Consider the following 12,975-nt stretch of genomic DNA (forward strand, 5'->3'; position numbering starts at 1 on the left):
AATGGAGAATATCGAGTTACCAAAAGATGCCGAGGGGCGCGAGATTCCGCTGTACACCAAGGTGCTGTACAACGAGGACGGCAAGTGTTTTAAGGTCAACCGCTTTACCTATTCCGTGGTGCAGACGATGCCCGGCCTAAAGTGGGGCGTCGTGTTCATGGATTGCCAATATGACTATTGCAGCTCCTTCTACCTAACGCCACCGGAGACGCCCGACAGTTGGGAGAAGCTTGAAGCGGACTTTGACAGGTGCATCGAGGAGAGCAACTCCTGCTGGTATTTCAGCCCGGGAGGGAGCTGCTTCAAATGCGCCAGACCTGACAGCGACACATGCGGATGCACGGCCTCGGTGTTCAAAGACATCAAGAGGCGCATCCGCAGGCTGCGGGGCGAGAACCGATGAACTTTTCCGATTATGCCGAATTGGAAAAACGCGCGGAGGCACACGGCCTAGGGGACGACCCGTCGCTGGCGCAGCTCCTGCACATTATCCAGTTCAAGGAGGTCGTCAAGAAAGGACACAAGCGGACGATGAACGACCTAGCCACCTGGGAGAAGAACATCGCGGAGAATGTAGAGCAGCGCATAGAGGAGGCGGAGGCTGCAGATGGCCAATGATGAGAAGCGGCGCGAGGTAGCGGCTGAACTGCGCAGGCAAATCGGATACATGAGCGAGCGGTCAAAGTGGTACGAGGACGATATTGACGTCAGCGAATGTGGCAACACGGCCTACCGCAACATCGCCGCTTCGGTCGAGCGATGCGGACATGCGTTCCGAGGCAATTACATCCATATCTGCGAGACGCTCGCCGACCTTATCGACCGCCCGACCTGCAAAATCATCCTCGCGAGAAAGCTACGCACGGCCTACGGTAAGCCGATCACCGGGATAAACGGCTACATACTGTCGTGCGGGCACCAGGCGGTCGGGTTCGCGAAGCCTAGGTATTGCCCGGAGTGCGGGATGGAGGTCGGCGAATGATTGACCATGGCCTGTACAAGCGCTGTCCCTGCTGCGGCACCACCGAGCATCTGGGCGAGTTCGTGCGCGACGCCCCGAATGGAGCCATATTGCAGTTCGTGGCCTGCGCCTCGTGCGGTGCGTTCGGAGACGTCGGCCTGATGGATGCCGTCGAAGCGCGCAACCGATGGAACCGGGGGCCTATCCAGATACGAGCGGAGGTGGCCTGATGGACACGATTGAGGACATCCTCGAGGACTGCAACGAGGTGTTCCGCTACGACGAGACGAGGCCGCAGGACCGCGCCCACGCGTACCTCAAGGAGCACAGGGTCTGCCGGGGATACGACGACACGGCCATGGAGCGCGCCGCCCAGGACATGATCGAGCGCGCCTACACGGTCGGCCGGATGGAGAGCAGCAAGGCGGTGGCGAGGGAGACCGCGCGCATCATCGCCGAGGGAAATAGCGAAGGGGCTGGAGACTGATGTGCGATAACGAACCTGGCAGTGGCTACAACCTCCCCGCCGGGTGCACCGACGCGGCAATCGACAGGCACTTCGGCGAGGGCAAGCCAACGTGCGCCGAGTGCAAGCGCATGGTCGAGTGCTGCTGCGACTACGGCATCTGCGAGGTCGAGTTCGACCGGGCGTACGCCGAGGAGTTCGGCACCGGCGGCGCCGAGAACTCTAGCTTCGGGGCGATGTGGGCACTCGAGTGGATACCGAACCACATGAGGGACATGCAGGAGGCGGCGTGCGAGACCTTCGAGAGCTACTAGCGCTGGCCCTTTTGGCGGCAGCCCTGCTGGCGGCATGGGCGTGGACGGTCCGCGCCCTCGCCGCAGGGCTCCTCCTGCTCGCATTCATGGCACTATAGGAGGGACACATGATCGACTGGAAGAGGGCGGGCGGATGCCTGCTCATCATCGCGGCCTGCCTCGCCATAGACGCGACGGCGGTGGCCGTGATGTTCAAGATGCTGCTGGCGCTGTCGGCGGCGATTGGAGTTGGATAGATGGACAACGGGAAACAGTACGACCAGCACAAGGTCGAGCAGGGAATCACGGCGGCGCTCAAGGCGTTCGAGCTGCTGGGCCTCACGCCGCTGGAGATATTCCAGGCGAGCCGCAGCATCAGCCTGGGCGTGGCCGCCAAGGCCAAGGCCGAGAGCGGGAGGCGCGAGCTGTGAGCGTGTACTGCCCGCACTGCGGCCGCACGCACCCCGAGGGCCAGCGCTGCCCGTGCAGGCCGAGGCCCAAGCGCAGGCCGACGGAGGGCGACGCCACGAGGGCCGAGCGCGAGCCATGGCGCGCCGAGTACTCGTCGAGCGCGTACCGCAAGGCGAGGCAGAGGGCCATCGGCAGGCAGCTGGGCAGGTGCGCCGACTGCGGCAGGGTGTGCGCGGAGTACCGCGACGGCCGCTGGTACACGGCCGGGATGGGCGGCGAGGTGGACCACGGCCGCGCGCTGTGCGAGGGTGGCGGCAGCGAGGTGGAGAACCTCACGCTGCGGTGCAAGAGCTGCCATAAGAAGCGCGATGATGCACGCAGGGCGGCGAACAGATAGCTTTTATGCACAAGGGTGTGGCCTCGGACGGGGCTGCACCCTTTTTTATGCACGACCCCCCTACCCCCTCGGAAAATCGGGTTTCTTTCCCCCTACCCCGCGCGCCCCTATCCCCCGCGTTTCGCTACGAAATTGGAGGCCGGGGGGGGTTCAGTGCAACGCCAAGGCGAGAGCAAAACGCAACGCTAAATCTCACGCGGCCAATACCATCACGCCAGCAATGGAAGGAGCGGCAATGAGACCAATGCCGGAACTGGAAGTGCGCGAGATGGCGGTCGCCGACCTCGTGCCATATGCGAACAACGCCAAGATGCACCCGAGGGAGCAAATCGACCAGATCGCCGAGAGCATCAGCGAGTTCGGCAACTGCGACCCCATCGCCGTCTGGCACAACGAGGACGGAGAGGCCGAAATCGTCGAGGGCCACGGCCGCGTGATGGCGTTGAAGAAGCTGGGCATCGAGACGGCTCCGGTTATCTCCCTCGATCATCTGACGGACGAGCAGAGGCGCGCGTACACGCACGTCCACAACCAGACGACCCTGAACAGCGGCTTCGACTACCAGACGCTCGTCGAGGACATGGACAACCTAGACATGGACTGGGAGGCCCTCGGCTTTGCCGAGTTCATGCCGAAGTTCGACGACGATGAGGAGGAGCCGCAGGATGAGGAAAACGAGAGCGTGAAGCTCGCCGACCGCTTCGGTGTGGCACCGTTCTCCGTCCTGGACGCGCGCAAGGGCGATTGGGCCGACCGCAAGCACCAGTGGATGTCGCTCGGCATCCGCTCGGAACTCGGGCGCGGTGCCGCTCCGGGGGGGCACCCATGCCGCTTAACCGTGCGGGGGGGGGTGGTCGCTCGTAGGCTCACCTACAACATCGACGCCAGCGCATCCGCGTACAGGAAGTAAGACGCTGGGGACGATAGCGCCGAACCAGAAGCACCTATTCGAGATCATGAAAGGCAAGTAATGGGAGTCCTTTTCAACAGCGCCTCGGGCCAAGACCCGCGCTACTACGAGAAAAAGGCGAAAGTCGAGAGAGAGGCATCTCGATGACTAACGCCGAGTTCGAGGCCTCCGGCCTTTACGACGGATATTCCGGCAACGCCGGAACGCTGTCAGACTCCGGAACGTCGGTTTTCGACCCCGTCCTCTGCGAGCTCTCCTATGCCTGGTACACCAAGGAGGGCGATACGATCATCGACCCGTTCGCCGGAGGCTCCGTGCGCGGAATCGTGGCCGAGAAGATGGGGCGCTTCTACACTGGCGTCGAGCTTCGCGCCGAGCAGGTGGAGGCGAACATCATCCAGGGCTCCGAGCTTTGCGATGCCTGCCCAAAATGGGTTCAGGGCGACAGCGCACATATCGACGAGCTGCTGCCCGAGGACGGCTTCGACTTCATGTTCACCTGCCCTCCGTACGCCGACCTCGAGGTGTACAGCGACGACCCTGCCGACATAAGCAACATGGGCATAGACGGTTTTCTCGAGATGTACGAGATCATCCTGCGCAAGACCGTCGAGAAGCTCGCCGATGACCGCTTCGCCGTCGTCGTCATAGGCGACGCGCGCGGCAAGGACGGTTTCTACTACAACCTGCCCGGCAAGACGGTCGAGTTCATGGAGCGAGCCGGTGCCCGCTACTACAACGAGGCGATTCTTGTAACACCTGCGGGGAGTCTGCCGATAAGGGCTGGAAGACAGTTCGCCGCTTCGCGTAAGCTCGGTAAGATCCATCAGAACGTGCTCACGTTCTGCAAGGGAAGCCCGCGCGAGGCCGCAGGACGCCTCGGCGAGGTGGTGATTCCCGATCTCGAGGAGCAGGAATGAATTCTTACGACGAGGCGTGCTGGGCACGAGATATGTACCGGGCTGGACAGATAACCAGAGGCGAGGCCCAGCGCAGGATGGCCGCCTATAAATCAGAGTTCAACGCGAAATCGAGGGAAATAGCGAGAAAGCACGGCATGAGGCCCAAGCTGTTCAACTTCACCGCCTTCTGCCGATAGCAACAGCGCATGCGGCACCGTCGGGCGGCTGGCCCGTTACCCTCGCGGCCAATATGGCCGATTGCCAGCCGTCCAGCGATGCCGCACCGTTGTCTTTGGAGGCAGATTTGATAAAGAGATGCGAGTCATGCGGGCGCGAGTTCCAGGCGAAGAGGAGCACCGCCCGCTTCTGCTGCTCGACGTGCCGCAGCCACGCATACAGGGGCTACGCCTACGTTGGCGAGCTTCAGGCACCGGCACCAAACGCCGCCATGAGCGACGACGAGGTGCTCGAGGTAATCCAGCGCGCGCACGTCGCCGCCTCGGATATGTCCCGCGCATCACTCATGACCGCCGCCCCGCTGTGCCTGTCCCTGAAGAAGGCCGCCAAGAAGATGGAGGACGCGCTGCGGGGTGAGGGCCTGTGAAGGGTGCCAAGCCGAAACACGACGCCATCCGGCGCGGGATAACCGACGCATACGGGCTCGCGGCAAAGACCGACGCCGCCGGAGTCCTCATGCCCGAGGACATCGCCCTCGACCCCGTCCAGAGCGAGATATGGGCGTGGCTGTGCCCGCCCGTGAACAACTTCAGCGAGCAGGACATACCGACCCTGCGCCTCCTCACCTACTGGCACGCCGTGGCCGAGCAGGCGCAGCAGGCCATCCACAGCGAGGACGGCCGCATAAACATCTTCGACAAGATCGGCGTGAAGCCGTACAAGACACCGGATGGGAGGGAGGTCCCGCTCGTGCGCAAGAACCCGGCACTGACAATCCTGAAGGAGGCGTCGAGCGAGATTCGCGCCCTGTCCGACATGCTCGGCCTGTCGCCGCTCGCGCGCTCGCGCATCGGCCTCATGGACGCCACGACCGTCAAGACCGCAGCGGACACGGCGTCCATGTTCCGCTCAATCGACGCGGCCTACGAGCTGCCAGCGGAGGTAGTGGATGTATCGGACGCCGACTAGCTACTCGCGCGAGGGCCTCGTCATGGCGCGCGACTACGAGCGCTGCTTCACCTCGATGTGCCGCCACGTCGCCAACGACTCCTACTACGCGCAGCCCTTCTATCTGGAGGAGTTCCAGCGCGAGAATATCTGGAAACCGCTCTTCGCCTCGGGCAAGATGACCGCCAGGGGCTTCAAGCGCAAGTACCGCCGAGCCATCATCGGCCTGCCCTCCGGCTACGGCAAGTCCGAGACGTGCGCCGGAATCCTCCTCACCGTGGCCACCATGGAGCCGGTCCACAACGGCCAGTACGGAATGGTGGCGTCGTCGAAGGACCAGATTCGTAACGTCTACGAGAAGATCTGCACGATGATCAAGCTCAACCCGACGTGGCGCGAGCAGTGGGACATCGGGAAGAACATCATCACGCACAAGGAGACCAACGCGAAAATCATGATTCTGCCGAACACGGCGGACGCGCTGGAGTCGTGGCACTTCAACTTCCTGATATTCGACGAGCTGCACACCTACCCGGACTCCAAGGTCTGGGACGCCGGGGTCAAGGGCCAGAAGGTCCTATGGAACCCGCTCACCGTGGGAATCACCACGGCCGGAGACAAGCGCGAGGGTTTCCTCTGGGAGATGTACAGCGACAAGGCGCGCCGAGACCCCGGCATGTACCTGTACTGGCTCGGCCTCGACGATGACGACGACATCGAGAAGCGCTCCGACTGGGAGAAGATCATGGTGGCCTCTTGGGTCACGTGGGAGAGCATCGAGGACCAGAGGGGCATGGCCGCATCCGCCCGCCAGTTCGAGCGTTACACGGCCAACCGATTCCCGAAGGACAACGACGCCTACTCGGTCTTCAAGGCACCGCAGCTCGACCGCTGCGAGCGCGGCACCAACAGGTTCGACTTCAACAAGCCGTGGACGCTCGGAATCGACGGAGCCACGGCGGGCGACTCGTTCGCAATCGTCGCGTACCAGAAGCGAAAGACCAAGAAGGGGAAGACCGTCTGCCTCACCAAGGAGTGGGTGTTCGATACCCCCGACGAGGAGACGGGTCACTACGACTTCGAGCAGATAACCCAGCTCATCGCCGGGCTGTGCTCGGAGCACTGGCCGCAGGTCGTGGGAATAGACCCAAACCGCCTGATCGTCATGAACTCGCGCCTGCGCGACGTGTACGGGATAGAGACGGTCTCGTTCCCGCAGAACAACGCCACGATGTGCCAGGCGACGTCAATCGTCGTGAACGAGGTCAAGGCCGGGGAGCTGCGCCTGCGCGGGTGCCCCAAGCTCCGCGCGCACCTGGCCAACACCGTCGAGATGGAGCGCGAGCCGTACGGCATGCGCTTCGGCAAGGACTCCAAGAAGTCCAAAATCGACGCGGCCATCGCGCTGGCGATAGCGGCCCTCGCATACGACAAGCTGGTGAGCGGCACGGAGTCCTACGTGCCCGTCAGCTAATCTCACGCGCCCCATACGATGCCCCCGACAGAAAGGGGACGTATGGGACGTTTCTACGACATGTTCTACAAGAGGGAGCCGGTGCAGGACGTCGTGCACGTCACGCTGCCGCCGGGCTTCGCCACGCCGCACGGATACGGCGCGCTCATGTCCATCGACTTCGCCGCCTGCGAGCAGACCAAGGCGCGCAGCATGGCCAGCCTCCCGTTCTCGGTGATGCAGTCCGGGCGCGACGGCCACAAGCGGCTCGATAACCACCCGCTGGCCAAGATTCTAAACGGCATGGCCAACGAGGAGATGACCGCCGCGAAGCTCATGGACTGGACCGTGCTGCGCCGCGACACCTTCGGCAACGCCTACTGGTACGTCGAGTGGTTCAAGGGAAAGCCGGTGGCGATCTGGCCCATCACGGCCAGCGTGATGCACGACTACGACAAATACGCGCCCAGGGGAAGGCGCACGCGATACTACGTCTCCCCCGGTGACGACCACGTGCCCGCCGGGTGGTACTACCCAGACGAGGTCGTGAACATCTCCACGCACATGACCAAGGACGGCGTGAGGGGCATCTCCCTCGCGCGCCTCGCGGCCGAGGAGATCGGCCTGTCCATCGACCTCGAGCGCTTCTACCGCTCCATGCTCCACAACGGCAACCACCAGCTCGGCCACGTCGAGGTGCCCGAGGGCCGCATGGACGAGAAGGACCTGAAGGCACTCCGCGCCGCCGTGGACGCCAAGAGCGGCGTTACCGAGGCGGGCCGCGCGCCCATCTTCGGCTACGGGGCCAAGTGGGTGACGGACCAGCAGACGATGAAGGACGCATCCGTTATCGAGCAGCAGAAATGGGTGCTCCATCAGGTCTGCCGCGCCTGCAACGTGCCCCCGTGGAAGGTCTACGACAGCAAGGGGGCCACGTACAACGGCGGCCAGCAGATGCGAATCGACTACGTGACCGACACCATCACGCCGGACGTGCGCGACCTCGAGATGGCGCTGCAGCCCGTCCTCGACGCCTGCTACCAGCGCAACACCAAGGCCAAGTTCAAGCTGAACGGCCTTATGCGCGGAGACGACGCGGCCCGCACGCAGTACTACCGCGAGCTCGGCTACTTCGGCGCGATCACCCGCGCGGACGTGCGCGACCTCGAGGACATGGAACCCGTCGAGGGCATCGACCAGCCGCTGTTCCCGCTCAACTACGGAACCGTCAACGACGACGGCACCGTGAACGTATTCAGCGCAGACAAGCCGGGCGGCACCGCCGACGGCACGCAGGAAGGGGCAACGAATGTTCCGAATCAAGAATGAGGCCGAGAAGGCCACCGTGTACCTCTACGGCACCATCGGCAGCGACTTCTGGTCCTCCGAGGAGTCCAACACGGCCAAGAACTTCGCCAAGGAGCTTGACGGCCTGAAGGGCAAGCCCGTCGACATCCGCATCGACTCCCTGGGCGGCGACGTCTACGAGGGCTTCGCCATCGCCTCGGCAATCCAGCGCTACAAGGGCGAGACCACGGCGCACATCGACGGCATCGCCGCATCTGCGGCCTCCTATATCGCAATGATGGCCGACAAGGTCGTCATGAGCAGCTTCGCCCAGCTGATGATCCACGACGCATGGACCTACGCGCAGGGCAACGCGCAGGAGCTGGCCGACGTCAAGAAGGCCATGGACGAGGAGACGTGGTACACGGCCGACGAGGCGCTCGAACTCGGCCTCGTCGACGAGAAGGTGGCCACCGAGAAGCGCGTGGCCGACGCGCTCGACCGCACGCTCATGGGCCGCTTCAAGCACGCGCCCGCCGACGCAATCGAAAAATCTCACGCCGTGGATACAGTCGCCCGGAGCGAGGAGGGCTTCGTCCTCCTCGGCAACCACGTCTACCGTAAGGAGTAAGCATGCCGCTCAATTCCAAGCAGCTCTGGCAGGAGCGCAGCCGCCTCGCCGAGGAGCAGCACAAGGCCGCCGATTCCGGCGACCAGAACAAGGCCCTCATCATCGAGGGCCAGATTCAGCAGCTCGACCTGACCCTCGAGCACGTCATCGAGGAGGAGGACGCCGCCCGCAACGCGCCCGCCCCCAAGGTGCCCACGCCCAAGGCATCCTTCGCCGAGCGCATCCTCGGCCCGCGCGACGAGTTCCGAGGCCTCTACCGTGGCTTCAAGAACGAGGCCACCGTCGTCACCGTCGGCGCGCCCACCGAGATCGAGCTGACCCTCGACCCGAAGCCCGACAGCCTGTTCGGCAGCTTCGCCGACACGCTGCGCGAGACCCCCGCAACCGGCTCCGTCACCTACAAGCAGCGCTCCACGCAGACGGGCATGCCCGCCACCTGGGACGGCGTGGTCGACGGCACCTCCGCGGCCAAGGCCAAGGTCCTGTACTCCTACAAGGACGCCGTGGCCAACAAGGAGACCATCGCCGGATACGTCCCCGTCTCGGAGGACACGCTCAAGGACTACGACGAGCTCTTGAGCATCATCCAGCACGACCTCCTGCTCGACTTGAACAGCGTCACCGACGACCACATGTTCAGCGGCAACAACTCCACCGGCATCGTCGGCATCAAGAACACCACCGGCATCCTCGAGTTCGAGGAGCACGTCGGCGGCCTGTACTACGAGGCCATCCGCAAGATGCGCACCAAGGTCATGCTGACCGCCAAGCGCGTCCCGACCCACGTGCTCGTCTCCCCGATCATCAAGCAGGAGATCGACCTGTACAAGACCGAGACCGGCCTGTACCAGTCCATCACCGGCGACGTGCTCTGGGGCATGAAGGTCGTGGAAGACCCGAACTGCGACGGCCTGCTCGTGTACGACTCCTACGCAGCCGAGCGCCGCTCCATCCACGGCACCACGGTCGACGTCGACCGCGTCAACGACCAGTTCATCCACAACGAGCTGTGCATCCGTGCCGAGCACACCAAGGCGCTGCAGGTCCGCTACCCCGACGCCTTCTGCTACGCCTCCAAGACGAACCTCGACACCGCAGCGGCGTAAGGGGGAGCCATGGAGACCTACACCTCACCCAAGCGCGTCGTGCGCGACGGCCACCTGGTCGCCTTCGAGGGCGAAGTCATGTCCGCCGACGAGGCCGTGCGACGCGGCCTCGCCATCGAGGCCGTAAAGGCCCCCGAGCCGCAGGCCGATGACCTCACCGTCAAGGAGATCAAGGCCAAGCTCGACGCCGAGGGCATCGAGTACCCCAAGGCGGCCAAGAAGGAAGAGCTTCTGGCGCTCCTCGAGGCCGACCTCTACGACGACGAGGAGGAGTAGCGGTGCTCGTCCAGCCCTACAGCACGCTGCGCGTCGCCTACACGGACGAGCTGACACTTGAGACGGAGGCCGCGCCCGACCGCGCGGCCCTCCTTTTGGGCAGCGGAACGTCCCTCGAGTACAGGCTCGAGGACGGAAAGCTGAAGCTCCCGCGCATCGCGGCCCCCGATTCCGTGCGAATCAACTGGTATCGCGGTGACGACCTGCTGTTCACCACGTTCCTCGCGGTGGTCACGCGCCACTACTTCAGGCTCGAGCAGCTAAAGGGCATGGACGACACCGACGACTTCTCCGACGTGACCGAGGAGGAGTTCTGGGCCGCGCGCCAGGCGGCCACCGAGACGTTCGAGCGCAACGCGAGGCGCAGCTTCGTGCAGCAGATGGGCGTCACGGAGACCTTCGGTGGCGGCTTCGTCTGGCTCGACCACAACGACGTGGCCGAGGTCCTCACCCCCGGCTGGTCGCTCGTGAGCGACTGCCAGGCGGTCGGCCCCGAGGGCCGCGCGACCATCCGCTACCGCTACGGCCTCACCGAGGTGCCGGAGCGCGTGAGCGAGGCCGTCCTGCGGCTCGCGGCCTACTACCTGCGGCCGTCGGCCACGCCCGAGAGGGCCACGGGCGAGGCCACCGACGCGGGCTTCATCCGCTACACGCTCGCCGGGCGCGACGGCGCGACGGGCCTGCCCGAGGTCGACGCGGCAATAGAGCAGTTCGGCCGGTGCAGGGCGGTGGTCATGTGATCGCCATGCCCTACGCCGAGGCCGCCACGGCCCTGTTCGAGCGCGCGTCGCTCGTGCTGTCCGAGAGCGCGCTGGCCATGTACGGCGACGGCGGCAAGGTGCCCGAGGTCCACGACCACATCCCGTCGAAGCGCCCGCCGTTCCTCGCGTGGTGCGACCCGCTGGCCGACATGGACAGCACGACGGGCGGGGCCACGAGCGCCGAGTACGCCAAGCAGTTCACGCTGCACGTCTACCTGTTCGCCACGCACGCCAAGTTCGACGTCGCGCGAGAGAGCGTGCAGCGCTGGGTCAACTCGCTTTGCTACGGCATCGCCGCCGACGCGACTCTCGGCGGCGCGGTCGACTGCGCGATTCCGCGCATGAGCGACGCGGGCTACGACTCGACCCCCGACAAGAAGTACGTGGTGGCGGCGCAGGTCGATGTGACCTGCAAGGTCTTCTCGGCCTGCCCCAGAGAGTTCAAGGAGCTGGTGCGCAATGCTTCGCGCGGCTAAGGGTTTCGAGGCCACCTACAACGGCCTCACGTATCGAGCGAAGAAGGGCGAGCAGGTCGAGGGCCTGCCCACGTCCCTCCTGACCATCCTGAAGCGGGACGGAATCGTGAAGGAGTCCCGCACGTCCAAGAAGGAGACGGCAGATGATTAACACATCCATCGGCCTCCTCGGCGTCGCCCGCCAGGAGTCCAAGACCAAGGCCGCGCCGACGCCGACGTTCCGACACGGCCTCACCGGCGGCAGCCTCATCAAGCCCGAGCGCACCGTCGAGCAGAAGAACGTGGCGTGCGGCCTGCGAGCCAACACAACCAACGGGGCCTACGTCTCCGAGGTCAACATGGCCGTCGACTTCGAGACGCTGGCCTACGCCGACTCGCTGGTGCTCTACATCCTCGCCGCCATGGGCAACATCGTCACCACCTCGGCCGAGAAGCCCGGCTACTACAAGCACGTGATCACCCTCGGCTCCGAGATTCCCTTCCTGACCTTCTGGGGCCAGGTGGGCAACACGTCGGCCGCCACGGTGCACAAGGCCACGGGCTGCAAGATCGACACGCTGTTGCTGTCCTTCGAGGGCAACGCGCCGCTCGACATCGGCATCACGGCCGCAGGCATCGACGCCGCCCTGTTCGGCGGCTGGTCCGGCGAGACGGAGCCCTCGTGCTTCGACGGCTACTTCATCCCGACCAACGGCGTGTTCAAGTTCTCCCCCAACGACCAGACCCCCATCGAGGTGCTGGTGACCAAGGGCGAGTTCGAGCTGTCCAACAGCCTCACCTCCTACCGAGGCGCGGGCCGCGTCATCGCATCCGAGGTCGCCGAGTCCAAGCTCAAGACCACGGTGAAGCAGACCATCATCCCCGAGGACTACACCGAGATTCGCAAGGTCCTCACGGGCAGCGAGAACGGCACGACCGTCACCAACAAGGTCGTCTACGGCTCCGCAGCGTGGGAGTTCACCCACTCGCAAGACCCCAACTGCACCATGAGCGTCGTCTTCTCCAACGTCCCGTGGAACTGCGAGACGCCCGAGATCGACCCCGAGGGCAGCGCCGCCGAGGTCGAGTTCAGCGCCGACGACATCGGCGTGGCGGACAAGGACGGCTCCCCCGTGACCATCACCATCGTCAACAAGGTTCAGACCTACGCAGCAGCCTAGGAGGCACTAAATGCTCAAGTTCCACTTCACCCTCACCGACGGCGACAACGACCCCATCGAGTTCGACGCGGGCCGCACCTCAAACTGGAAGTCCATCGACGCCATGGCATCCATCCCCGACTCCCCGCACAAGACCGCCTACAACGACTTCGTGTGGTGCGTGATCGCCGCCGAGCAGGCGGACAAGGCCAAGGAGGTCGGCATCGAGGGCATGGAGCTGGCCGAGGCCGCCGAGTACATCGCCGACACCTACGACGCCGTCGTTATCGACGACAACACCAAGCTCCTCGCCAAGGAGAAGGACGCCCCTTTAGCATCTGCGCCCGCCAAGTAGCAAGCGCCGCGCGAATCACCGGGGCC

General features: G+C 64.5%; 24 protein-coding genes. All 24 read left to right on the forward strand.

Going from position 1 to position 12,975, the window contains the following annotated elements:
• The first annotated feature begins 1 nt into the window (after position 1).
• The 24 genes from LK493_RS02040 to LK493_RS02150 all read left to right on the forward strand — a co-directional run bounded on the left by LK493_RS02040 (position 2) and on the right by LK493_RS02150 (position 12,949).
• On the forward strand, positions 2-403 hold the full coding sequence (locus LK493_RS02040) for a hypothetical protein (protein WP_227789944.1): 402 nt from the start codon (positions 2-4) through the stop codon (positions 401-403).
• On the forward strand, positions 400-618 hold the full coding sequence (locus LK493_RS02045) for a hypothetical protein (protein WP_227789945.1): 219 nt from the start codon (positions 400-402) through the stop codon (positions 616-618). The genes LK493_RS02040 and LK493_RS02045 overlap by 4 nt, the downstream gene beginning before the upstream one ends.
• A complete protein-coding gene (locus LK493_RS02050) occupies positions 608-982 on the forward strand; it encodes a hypothetical protein (protein ID WP_227789946.1) in 375 nt (124 codons plus the stop codon). Before LK493_RS02045 ends, LK493_RS02050 begins: the two co-directional genes overlap by 11 nt.
• Positions 979-1,191, forward strand: coding sequence for a Lar family restriction alleviation protein (locus LK493_RS02055; RefSeq protein ID WP_227789947.1), 213 nt, complete (start codon positions 979-981; stop codon positions 1,189-1,191). The genes LK493_RS02050 and LK493_RS02055 overlap by 4 nt, the downstream gene beginning before the upstream one ends.
• The gene (locus LK493_RS02060; protein WP_227789948.1) at positions 1,191-1,448 is read left to right on the forward strand and encodes a hypothetical protein; all 258 of its coding nucleotides are present in this window, start codon (positions 1,191-1,193) and stop codon (positions 1,446-1,448) included. The genes LK493_RS02055 and LK493_RS02060 overlap by 1 nt, the downstream gene beginning before the upstream one ends.
• On the forward strand, positions 1,448-1,741 hold the full coding sequence (locus tag LK493_RS02065; protein WP_227789949.1) for a hypothetical protein: 294 nt from the start codon (positions 1,448-1,450) through the stop codon (positions 1,739-1,741). Before LK493_RS02060 ends, LK493_RS02065 begins: the two co-directional genes overlap by 1 nt.
• Before the next feature lie 107 nt (positions 1,742-1,848).
• A complete protein-coding gene (locus tag LK493_RS10190) occupies positions 1,849-1,977 on the forward strand; it encodes a hypothetical protein (RefSeq protein ID WP_265333239.1) in 129 nt (42 codons plus the stop codon).
• Positions 1,978-2,151 carry a hypothetical protein gene (locus LK493_RS02070; protein ID WP_227789950.1) on the forward strand — a complete coding sequence of 58 codons (174 nt, stop codon included), beginning with the start codon at positions 1,978-1,980 and terminating at the stop codon, positions 2,149-2,151.
• A 2-nt stretch (positions 2,152-2,153) separates the two neighbouring features.
• Positions 2,154-2,528 (forward strand): HNH endonuclease, encoded by a 375-nt coding sequence (locus tag LK493_RS10345; protein ID WP_227790056.1) that lies wholly within the window; start codon positions 2,154-2,156, stop codon positions 2,526-2,528.
• A gap of 244 nt (positions 2,529-2,772) precedes the next feature.
• The gene (locus LK493_RS02080; protein WP_227789951.1) at positions 2,773-3,438 is read left to right on the forward strand and encodes a ParB/Srx family N-terminal domain-containing protein; all 666 of its coding nucleotides are present in this window, start codon (positions 2,773-2,775) and stop codon (positions 3,436-3,438) included.
• Between the two features lie 143 nt (positions 3,439-3,581).
• Positions 3,582-4,358: a site-specific DNA-methyltransferase gene (locus LK493_RS02085; protein WP_227789952.1), complete on the forward strand. Its 777-nt coding sequence runs from the start codon at positions 3,582-3,584 to the stop codon at positions 4,356-4,358.
• The gene (locus LK493_RS02090) at positions 4,355-4,537 is read left to right on the forward strand and encodes a hypothetical protein (RefSeq protein WP_227789953.1); all 183 of its coding nucleotides are present in this window, start codon (positions 4,355-4,357) and stop codon (positions 4,535-4,537) included. The genes LK493_RS02085 and LK493_RS02090 overlap by 4 nt, the downstream gene beginning before the upstream one ends.
• 107 nt (positions 4,538-4,644) lie before the next feature.
• The gene (locus LK493_RS02095) at positions 4,645-4,944 is read left to right on the forward strand and encodes a hypothetical protein (RefSeq protein ID WP_227789954.1); all 300 of its coding nucleotides are present in this window, start codon (positions 4,645-4,647) and stop codon (positions 4,942-4,944) included.
• Positions 4,941-5,486 carry a P27 family phage terminase small subunit gene (locus LK493_RS02100; protein WP_215693013.1) on the forward strand — a complete coding sequence of 182 codons (546 nt, stop codon included), beginning with the start codon at positions 4,941-4,943 and terminating at the stop codon, positions 5,484-5,486. Before LK493_RS02095 ends, LK493_RS02100 begins: the two co-directional genes overlap by 4 nt.
• Positions 5,467-6,939, forward strand: a complete 1,473-nt coding sequence (locus tag LK493_RS02105; protein WP_227789955.1) for a terminase large subunit domain-containing protein — start codon at positions 5,467-5,469, stop codon at positions 6,937-6,939. The genes LK493_RS02100 and LK493_RS02105 overlap by 20 nt, the downstream gene beginning before the upstream one ends.
• Before the next feature lie 42 nt (positions 6,940-6,981).
• On the forward strand, positions 6,982-8,247 hold the full coding sequence (locus tag LK493_RS02110) for a phage portal protein (protein WP_227789956.1): 1,266 nt from the start codon (positions 6,982-6,984) through the stop codon (positions 8,245-8,247).
• A complete protein-coding gene (locus LK493_RS02115) occupies positions 8,228-8,836 on the forward strand; it encodes a head maturation protease, ClpP-related (protein WP_227789957.1) in 609 nt (202 codons plus the stop codon). Before LK493_RS02110 ends, LK493_RS02115 begins: the two co-directional genes overlap by 20 nt.
• A 2-nt stretch (positions 8,837-8,838) precedes the next feature.
• Positions 8,839-9,942 carry a phage major capsid family protein gene (locus LK493_RS02120; RefSeq protein ID WP_227789958.1) on the forward strand — a complete coding sequence of 368 codons (1,104 nt, stop codon included), beginning with the start codon at positions 8,839-8,841 and terminating at the stop codon, positions 9,940-9,942.
• Between the two features lie 9 nt (positions 9,943-9,951).
• Positions 9,952-10,218 (forward strand): HeH/LEM domain-containing protein, encoded by a 267-nt coding sequence (locus tag LK493_RS02125; RefSeq protein WP_227789959.1) that lies wholly within the window; start codon positions 9,952-9,954, stop codon positions 10,216-10,218.
• A gap of 2 nt (positions 10,219-10,220) precedes the next feature.
• Entirely contained in the window at positions 10,221-10,958 is a 738-nt protein-coding gene (locus LK493_RS02130) for a hypothetical protein (protein WP_227789960.1), read from the forward strand.
• Complete coding sequence (locus LK493_RS02135; protein WP_215693026.1) at positions 10,955-11,455, forward strand: hypothetical protein; 501 nt, start codon at positions 10,955-10,957, stop codon at positions 11,453-11,455. Before LK493_RS02130 ends, LK493_RS02135 begins: the two co-directional genes overlap by 4 nt.
• Complete coding sequence (locus LK493_RS02140; protein ID WP_158566592.1) at positions 11,439-11,606, forward strand: hypothetical protein; 168 nt, start codon at positions 11,439-11,441, stop codon at positions 11,604-11,606. Before LK493_RS02135 ends, LK493_RS02140 begins: the two co-directional genes overlap by 17 nt.
• The gene (locus LK493_RS02145) at positions 11,599-12,615 is read left to right on the forward strand and encodes a hypothetical protein (RefSeq protein ID WP_227789961.1); all 1,017 of its coding nucleotides are present in this window, start codon (positions 11,599-11,601) and stop codon (positions 12,613-12,615) included. Before LK493_RS02140 ends, LK493_RS02145 begins: the two co-directional genes overlap by 8 nt.
• A 10-nt stretch (positions 12,616-12,625) precedes the next feature.
• Positions 12,626-12,949, forward strand: coding sequence for a hypothetical protein (locus LK493_RS02150; RefSeq protein WP_227789962.1), 324 nt, complete (start codon positions 12,626-12,628; stop codon positions 12,947-12,949).
• The last annotated feature ends 26 nt before the right edge of the window (positions 12,950-12,975 follow it).

This window comes from Collinsella aerofaciens (genome assembly GCF_020709435.1).
Taxonomy (GTDB): Bacteria; Actinomycetota; Coriobacteriia; order Coriobacteriales; family Coriobacteriaceae; genus Collinsella; species Collinsella aerofaciens_AU.

Excerpts from the sequence above, each read along its gene's own strand:
- LK493_RS02085 (WP_227789952.1), top strand. The coding sequence starts at position 3,582 with ATGACTAACGCCGAGTTCGAGGCCTCCGGCCTTTACGACGGATATTCC.
- LK493_RS02115 (WP_227789957.1), top strand. The coding sequence starts at position 8,228 with ATGTTCCGAATCAAGAATGAGGCCGAGAAGGCCACCGTGTACCTCTAC.
- LK493_RS02110 (WP_227789956.1), top strand. The coding sequence starts at position 6,982 with ATGGGACGTTTCTACGACATGTTCTACAAGAGGGAGCCGGTGCAGGAC.
- LK493_RS02120 (WP_227789958.1), top strand. The coding sequence starts at position 8,839 with ATGCCGCTCAATTCCAAGCAGCTCTGGCAGGAGCGCAGCCGCCTCGCC.
- LK493_RS02080 (WP_227789951.1), top strand. The coding sequence starts at position 2,773 with ATGCCGGAACTGGAAGTGCGCGAGATGGCGGTCGCCGACCTCGTGCCA.
- LK493_RS02140 (WP_158566592.1), top strand. The coding sequence starts at position 11,439 with ATGCTTCGCGCGGCTAAGGGTTTCGAGGCCACCTACAACGGCCTCACG.
- LK493_RS10190 (WP_265333239.1), top strand. The coding sequence starts at position 1,849 with ATGATCGACTGGAAGAGGGCGGGCGGATGCCTGCTCATCATCGCGGCC.
- LK493_RS02065 (WP_227789949.1), top strand. The coding sequence starts at position 1,448 with ATGTGCGATAACGAACCTGGCAGTGGCTACAACCTCCCCGCCGGGTGC.
- LK493_RS02045 (WP_227789945.1), top strand. The coding sequence starts at position 400 with ATGAACTTTTCCGATTATGCCGAATTGGAAAAACGCGCGGAGGCACAC.
- LK493_RS02040 (WP_227789944.1), top strand. The coding sequence starts at position 2 with ATGGAGAATATCGAGTTACCAAAAGATGCCGAGGGGCGCGAGATTCCG.
- LK493_RS02145 (WP_227789961.1), top strand. The coding sequence starts at position 11,599 with ATGATTAACACATCCATCGGCCTCCTCGGCGTCGCCCGCCAGGAGTCC.
- LK493_RS02105 (WP_227789955.1), top strand. The coding sequence starts at position 5,467 with ATGTATCGGACGCCGACTAGCTACTCGCGCGAGGGCCTCGTCATGGCG.
- LK493_RS02125 (WP_227789959.1), top strand. The coding sequence starts at position 9,952 with ATGGAGACCTACACCTCACCCAAGCGCGTCGTGCGCGACGGCCACCTG.
- LK493_RS02090 (WP_227789953.1), top strand. The coding sequence starts at position 4,355 with ATGAATTCTTACGACGAGGCGTGCTGGGCACGAGATATGTACCGGGCT.
- LK493_RS02150 (WP_227789962.1), top strand. The coding sequence starts at position 12,626 with ATGCTCAAGTTCCACTTCACCCTCACCGACGGCGACAACGACCCCATC.
- LK493_RS02070 (WP_227789950.1), top strand. The coding sequence starts at position 1,978 with ATGGACAACGGGAAACAGTACGACCAGCACAAGGTCGAGCAGGGAATC.
- LK493_RS02050 (WP_227789946.1), top strand. The coding sequence starts at position 608 with ATGGCCAATGATGAGAAGCGGCGCGAGGTAGCGGCTGAACTGCGCAGG.
- LK493_RS02060 (WP_227789948.1), top strand. The coding sequence starts at position 1,191 with ATGGACACGATTGAGGACATCCTCGAGGACTGCAACGAGGTGTTCCGC.
- LK493_RS02055 (WP_227789947.1), top strand. The coding sequence starts at position 979 with ATGATTGACCATGGCCTGTACAAGCGCTGTCCCTGCTGCGGCACCACC.